At 61.5% G+C, this 6812-nt stretch carries 5 protein-coding genes; all 5 read left to right on the top strand.

The genetic code is table 11. The features are described from left to right. Positions 1–3315 (top strand): DNA polymerase III subunit alpha (gene dnaE, locus WBF74_RS10115; protein ID WP_424439041.1); only part of this gene is annotated, 3315 nt, incomplete at its 5' end. 212 nt (positions 3316–3527) lie between these two features. Continuing rightward, positions 3528–4283 (top strand): 30S ribosomal protein S2, encoded by a 756-nt coding sequence (gene rpsB, locus WBF74_RS10110; protein ID WP_424439038.1) that lies wholly within the window; start codon positions 3528–3530, stop codon positions 4281–4283. A gap of 90 nt (positions 4284–4373) precedes the next feature. After that, the gene (tsf, locus tag WBF74_RS10105) at positions 4374–5300 is read left to right on the top strand and encodes a translation elongation factor Ts (protein WP_424439035.1); all 927 of its coding nucleotides are present in this window, start codon (positions 4374–4376) and stop codon (positions 5298–5300) included. A gap of 157 nt (positions 5301–5457) precedes the next feature. Next, the gene (gene pyrH, locus WBF74_RS10100) at positions 5458–6183 is read left to right on the top strand and encodes a UMP kinase (RefSeq protein WP_424439031.1); all 726 of its coding nucleotides are present in this window, start codon (positions 5458–5460) and stop codon (positions 6181–6183) included. A gap of 53 nt (positions 6184–6236) precedes the next feature. Continuing rightward, on the top strand, positions 6237–6800 hold the full coding sequence (gene frr, locus WBF74_RS10095; protein ID WP_424439028.1) for a ribosome recycling factor: 564 nt from the start codon (positions 6237–6239) through the stop codon (positions 6798–6800). The last annotated feature ends 12 nt before the right edge of the window (positions 6801–6812 follow it).

The following is a 6812-nucleotide window of genomic DNA, read 5'->3' as shown; positions in this document are numbered from 1 at the left end:
GACGGCATGCCCGCCATCGCCCTTACCGACACCGGCAACCTTTTCGGCGCGCTCGAATTTTCCGAGACAATGGCCAAGGAGGGCATCCAGCCCATCATGGGTTGCACGCTGCCAGTGCGTCTGGATGAGCCCGCCGAGCCGACCCGTGGCCCGGCAAGGCGCGAGCCGGATGGCGTTCTCGCTCTTCTGGTGAAGGATGAGCAGGGCTATCTGAACCTGATGAAGCTTTCGAGCCTCGCTTTTCTTGAGCCGGAGGCCGGGGAGGCGGCACAGGTCGGCCTTGATCGCCTCGCGCAATATTCCGAAGGCCTGATCTGCCTGACAGGCGGGCCGGATGGCATCGTGAACCGCCTCATCGAGCATGGCCACAAGGATGCTGCCGAAGCCCTTCTCATGCGCCTGAAGGAGATTTTTGGCGACCGCCTCTATGTCGAACTCCAGCGCCACGACACGCCCCGCGAGCGCCACGCCGAAGGGCCGCTGATCGACTTTGCCTATGCGCATGACATTCCGCTCGTCGCGACCAACGAACCTTATTTCACTAATGAAGCGGAGTATGAGGCGCATGATGCGCTGATCTGCATTGCGAGCGGGAGCTATGTCGTTCAGGCAGATCGCCGCCGCCTCACGCCCGAACACCGCTTCAAGACGCAGGCAGAAATGCTTGCACTCTTCGAAGACCTGCCCGAAGCAACGGCCAATACGGTCGAGATCGCGCAGCGCTGCGCCTATCGCCCCCGGACCCGAAAGCCGATCCTGCCAAAATTCAGCGATGGCACATCGGAAGCCGACGAGCTTCGCCGTCAGGCGCATGAAGGGCTAACCGCCCGCCTTGCCGAGCAGCAAGGCGTCGCGCCGGAAGAGGAATATCGCAAGCGCCTCGACTTCGAGCTTGATGTCATCATCAGGATGGATTTCCCCGGCTACTTCCTCATCGTTGCCGACTTCATCAAATGGGCGAAGGCGCATGACATTCCGGTGGGGCCGGGCCGTGGTTCGGGTGCCGGTTCGCTTGTCGCCTGGTCGCTCACCATCACCGACCTTGATCCGCTTCGCTTCGGCCTTCTCTTCGAGCGCTTTCTCAACCCTGAGCGCGTCTCGATGCCTGACTTCGATATCGACTTCTGTCAGGACCGCCGCGACGAGGTGATCCGCTATGTGCAGGGCCGCTACGGCTATGATCAGGTCGCGCAGATCATCACCTTCGGAAAGCTGCAGGCCCGCGCGGTGCTGCGCGACGTCGGGCGTGTTCTGCAAATGCCCTACGGACAGGTGGACCGTCTGTGCAAGATGGTACCGAACAACCCGGCAAATCCCGTCACGCTGGCGGAGGCGATCCAGGGCGAACCGCGCCTCCAGGAAGAGCAGCGCAATGATGAAACCGTCGCACGCTTGCTGGAAATAGGTGGCAGCCTCGAAGGTCTCTACCGCCATGCCTCCACTCACGCAGCAGGCGTGGTGATCGGCGACCGCCCGCTTGACGAACTGGTGCCGCTCTATCGCGATCCGCGCTCCGACATGCCCGTCACCCAGTTCAACATGAAATGGGTGGAGCCTGCGGGCCTTGTGAAGTTCGACTTTCTCGGCCTGAAAACGCTGACCGTGCTTGATCGCGCGGTGAAGCTTGTCGCGCGGCGCGGCATTGAAATCGATCTGCTGCAACTGCCGCTCGAAGACAAGAAGACCTATGAGATGCTCGGCCGTGGTGAAACGGTGGGCGTGTTCCAGCTTGAAAGCTCCGGCATGCGCGATGTGCTGCGCAAGCTTGAGGCCGACCGCTTCGAAGACATCATCGCTCTCGTGGCGCTTTATCGCCCCGGCCCGATGGACAACATCCCGTCCTATGTCCGCCGCAAGCACAAGCAGGAAGAACCGGATTATCTGCATCCGATGCTCGAACCTGTCCTGAAGGAGACGCATGGCGTCATCATCTATCAGGAACAGGTGATGCAGATCGCGCAGATCCTCTCGGGCTACTCGCTCGGCGAAGCCGACCTGCTGCGCCGCGCCATGGGCAAGAAGATCAAGGCCGAGATGGAGGCGCAGAAAGAGCGCTTCGTCACCGGCGCTGTCGCCAAGGGCATCGACAAGGCGCAGGCTTCCACCATCTTCGAACTGGTGGACAAGTTTGCGGGCTACGGCTTTAACAAGTCGCACGCCGCCGCCTATGCGCTTGTCGCCTATCAGACGGCCTGGATGAAAGCGAACTATCCGGTCGAGTTCCTCGCTGCATCCATGAGCCTTGATCTCGGCAATACCGACAAGCTCGGCATCTTCAAGCAGGAGGCCGAACGGCTCGGCATCAAGGTGCGCCCGCCCTGTGTGAACAGGTCAGAGGCGCTGTTCGGCGTCGCAGATGGCGAGATCCTTTATGCGCTCGCCGCGATCAAGAATGTCGGCCTTCAGGCGATGGAGCACATTGTCGAGGTCAGGCGGGAGGGCGGCCCTTTCCGCGACCTTTTCGATTTTGCGCGCCGCATCAACCCGCGCATGGTGAACAAGCGCGCGCTGGAAAATCTCGCCCGCGCCGGAGCGTTTGACGCGCTCAATCCCAACCGCGCACAGGTACTCGCTTCCGTGGATTTCCTGCTTGGCACCGCCAATGCCGCCGCGCAGGAAAGGGAAAGCCAGCAAGGCGGCCTGTTCGGCGAGGAGACGGGCGTAGCGGCTACCCAGCCCCAGCTTCCTGCGGTGGATGTCTGGATGCCCATGCAGCGCCTGACGGAAGAGTTCAATGCGGTCGGCTTCTATCTGTCCGGCCACCCGCTCGATGATTATCTGGCGGACCTGAAGCGCGCTGGCGTCGTCACCTATGCCGAGTTGCTCGCGCGCGGTAACCGTGCCGAGCTGGTCGCGGGCACCGTCACCGCCCTCCAGCAGCGCAAGTCGAAAAAGGGCAATCCCTTCGCCTTCCTCTCCCTGTCCGATCCGACGGGGCAGTTCGAGATCGTGGTCTTCTCCGAGGCACTGTCTCAGTTCCGGCACTTGATGGAGCCGGGCAATGCCGTGGTCGTCGGCGTGGAGATCGAGCGCGCGGGCGAGGAAGTGAAACTCCGCGCACAATCCGTCCGCAGCGTCGATGATACGGTGAAGGATACCGGCGCTGGCTTGCGGATTTTCGTTGATCGGCCGGAGCCGCTTGAGGCGGTGAAAGCTCGCCTCTCCGAAAAGGGGAAGGGCATCGTCTCGCTCGTCCTGATGAATGAGGGGGGCAGGGAGGTCGAAATCCGCCTCAAGGACCGCTACCGCGTGACCCCGCAAATCAGAGGCGCCATCAAGGCCGTGCCCGGCGTGGTCGATCTCCGGGAAATTTGAGGTTTTTCGCCGCTTTGCGAGGGGCTTCAGCCCCCGGTTTCACTTGCGTTTTTGCCTTTTTGCGCCTATAGAGGCGCCATTCCACACGCGGGGTTCGGCTCTCCCACTCCCTTTTTCACAGGGGAAACATAGGGTTGGTCGGTCCGGTGCGGTGCCGTCAAAGGCCCGTTCACTCCCCGCGGAGGTTCAACCGGAAAAGGAGAATGGGTGTCATGGCACTCCCCGATTTTTCTATGCGTCAGCTGCTGGAAGCTGGTGTTCACTTTGGTCACCAGACCCACCGCTGGAACCCGAAGATGGAGAAGTTCCTCTTCGGCGATCGTAACAATATCCACATCATCGACCTCGCGCAGACCGTTCCTCTGCTTCATCAGGCGCTCGTCGCAGTGCGTGACGTGGTTGCTGCCGGTGGCCGCGTGCTTTTTGTCGGCACGAAGCGTCAGGCCTCCGAGCCGGTCGCTCAGGCGGCAAAGCAGTGCGCGCAGTACTACATCAACCATCGTTGGCTTGGCGGCATGCTGACCAACTGGAAGACGATCTCGAACTCGATCCGCCGTCTGCGCGAACTCGATGATCTGCTTTCCGGTGAAGCGCGTGGTCTGACCAAGAAGGAAGTCCTGAACCTGACCCGCGAGCGCGACAAGCTTGAGCGCGCCATTGGCGGTATCAAGGATATGGGCGGCCTGCCGGACCTCATCTTTGTGATCGACACCAACAAGGAAGAGATCGCGATTCAGGAAGCCCGCAAGCTGGGTATCCCGGTCGTTGCCGTTCTGGACTCCAACTCCAACCCGGATGGCATTGCTTATCCGATCCCCGGCAATGACGACGCCTCGCGCGCGATCAGCCTCTACTGCGATCTCATCTCGCGTGCCGTCATCGACGGTATCTCGCAGAGCCAGGGCGCTGCCGGCATCGATATCGGTGCATCGGCTGAACCGGTCGTCGAAGAAGTTCCGGCCGAGTAATAGCCTTTCGTATCGGGCCCGGCCCTGCGTCGGGCCCGACAAGACTTTCAGATCCCCCGTCCGCTGGGGCGACAGACAATCGAGGACACAATGGCTGAAATCACCGCAAGCATGGTGAAGGAACTGCGCGAGAAAACCGGCGCAGGCATGATGGATTGCAAGTCGGCGCTGAACGAAACCGGCGGCGACATGGAAGCCGCTATCGATTGGCTGCGCACCAAGGGGCTCGCCAAGGCGGCGAAGAAGGCTGGCCGCGTGGCGGCAGAAGGCCTGATCGGCGTTGTCGCCAATGGCACGGCAGGTGCCGTTGTCGAAGTGAACTCCGAAACGGACTTCGTGGCGCGCAACGAACAGTTCCAGAAGATGGTGACAGATATCGCATCCGTTGCCCTCGACGCAGGTGGCGACTTCGACAAGCTCGTCGCCGCGACCTATCCCGGCACCTCCAAGTCCGTGAAGGACCATGTGACGGAAATGGTCGGCTCCATCGGCGAGAACATGAATGTCCGCCGCGCCGGTCACATCTCGGTGTCCGATGGTGTGGTGTCGGCCTATGTCCACAGCCAGGTCGCGCCCGGTCTCGGCAAGATCGGCGTGCTGGTCGGCCTTGAGTCCACGGGCGACAAGGGCAAGCTCGCCGAGCTTGGCCGCCAGATCGCCATGCACATCGCGGCAACGAACCCCCTCGCGACCCGCAGGGAAGACCTCGATCAGGATCTCGTTGAGCGCGAGCGCAACGTGCTGATCGCCGAAGCGAAGGAATCCGGCCGCCCCGACAACATTATCGAAAAGATGGTCGAAGGCCGTATCCGCAAGTTCTACGAGGAGGTCGTTCTCCTGTCGCAGGCTTTCGTCATCAACCCGGATGAGACGGTTGAAAAGGCCGTGAAGAACGCGGAAGCTGATGTCGGCGCCCCGATCTCGGTGGTTGGTTTCGTCCGTTTCGGTCTCGGCGAAGGTATCGAAAAGGAAGAAGCGGACTTTGCGGCGGAGGTTGCGGCCGCCGCGCGCGGTTAAGCAAGGCCTCAAGCGGCTGATTTGATCCGACGCCCCCTTCGCCTTAAGGCGTCGGGGGCGTTATTGTCTCCGGGGTGCCGGGGATTCGCAGATTTTACCGCCACCCGCCCCGCTAGCACCGGGGGCACCTTCGGCGCGCTTCGACGGAATGATGATTATGCCCGGAAAACACCGCTATTCCCGCGTCCTGCTCAAAGTCTCCGGCGAGGCTTTGATGGGCGATGGCCAATATGGCATCGACATCGCCACGGTGGACAGGATCGCAGGTGACATCAAGGAAGCGGTGGAGCAGGGCGCGCAGGTCTGCCTCGTCATTGGCGGCGGTAATATCTTCCGCGGCCTTTCCGGCGCGGCCAAGGGGATGGAGCGCGCCAGCGCCGACTATATGGGCATGCTGGCGACCGTGATGAATGCGCTTGCCATGCAGACCGCGCTGGAAGCGATCAATATTCCGACGCGCGTGCAGTCCGCCATTCCCATGATGACCGTGTGTGAGCCCTATATCCGCCGCCGCGCTGTTCGCCATATGGAAAAGGGGCGGGTGGTGATCTTTGCGGCAGGCACGGGCAATCCTTTCTTCACGACAGACACGGCTGCCGCCCTGCGCGCGGTGGAGATGAATTGCGACGCCATTCTCAAGGGCACGCAGGTTGACGGCGTCTATTCTGCCGATCCCCACAAGGTTGCCGATGCGGAACGATATGACAGTCTGACCTATATGGACGTGCTTTCGCGCGATCTGAAGGTAATGGACGCTTCCGCGATTGCGCTTGCGCGGGAAAATGCCATTCCCATCATCGTCTACTCGCTGGACGAGCCGGGGGGCTTTGCCAAGGTGCTGGCCGGGACGGGGCGCTGCACCATAATTTCGGACGCTGCCTGAGCAGCGCGGGCCGGGACAACACCGGGCCTCCAGACTTACAGAAGGACAAGTAAATGGCTGACGACACTTTTGATATCGACGATACAGAACGCCGGATGCGCGGCGCGCTTCAATCGTTGAAGCAGGAGTTTGCGGGGCTGCGCACCGGGCGCGCCACGGCAAGCCTGCTGGAACCAATCGTTGTCGAGGCCTATGGCCAGACCATGCCCCTCAATCAGGTCGGCACCATCGGCGTGCCGGAGCCGCGTATGCTCACGGTTCAGGTCTGGGACAAGAGCATGTTGTCCGCTGTCGAAAAGGCGATCCGCAATTCCGGCCTTGGCCTCAATCCGGTTGTTGATGGCACCACGCTGCGCCTGCCGATCCCCGAACTTAACCAGGAACGCCGCGCCGAACTGACCAAGGTTGCCGCGAAGTATACCGAGCAGGCCCGCGTTGCCGTCCGCAATGTCCGCCGCGATGCGATGGATGAGCTGAAGCGCCTCGAAAAGGACGCACAGATGGGTAAAGACGAGCACAAGGCCTGGAGCGACAAGGTCCAGAAGCTGACGGACAAGATCATTGGCGAGATTGATGCCGCGCTGGCACAGAAAGAAGCCGAAATCATGCAGGTCTGATCTTCTCAACCT

It is taken from the genome of Parvibaculum sp. (assembly GCF_049672805.1).
Classification (GTDB): domain Bacteria; phylum Pseudomonadota; class Alphaproteobacteria; order Parvibaculales; family Parvibaculaceae; genus Parvibaculum.
This window is presented reverse-complemented; position numbering and strand designations above follow the sequence as displayed.

Excerpts from the sequence above, each read along its gene's own strand:
- rpsB (WP_424439038.1), top strand. The coding sequence starts at position 3,528 with ATGGCACTCCCCGATTTTTCTATGCGTCAGCTGCTGGAAGCTGGTGTT.
- tsf (WP_424439035.1), top strand. The coding sequence starts at position 4,374 with ATGGCTGAAATCACCGCAAGCATGGTGAAGGAACTGCGCGAGAAAACC.
- pyrH (WP_424439031.1), top strand. The coding sequence starts at position 5,458 with ATGCCCGGAAAACACCGCTATTCCCGCGTCCTGCTCAAAGTCTCCGGC.
- frr (WP_424439028.1), top strand. The coding sequence starts at position 6,237 with ATGGCTGACGACACTTTTGATATCGACGATACAGAACGCCGGATGCGC.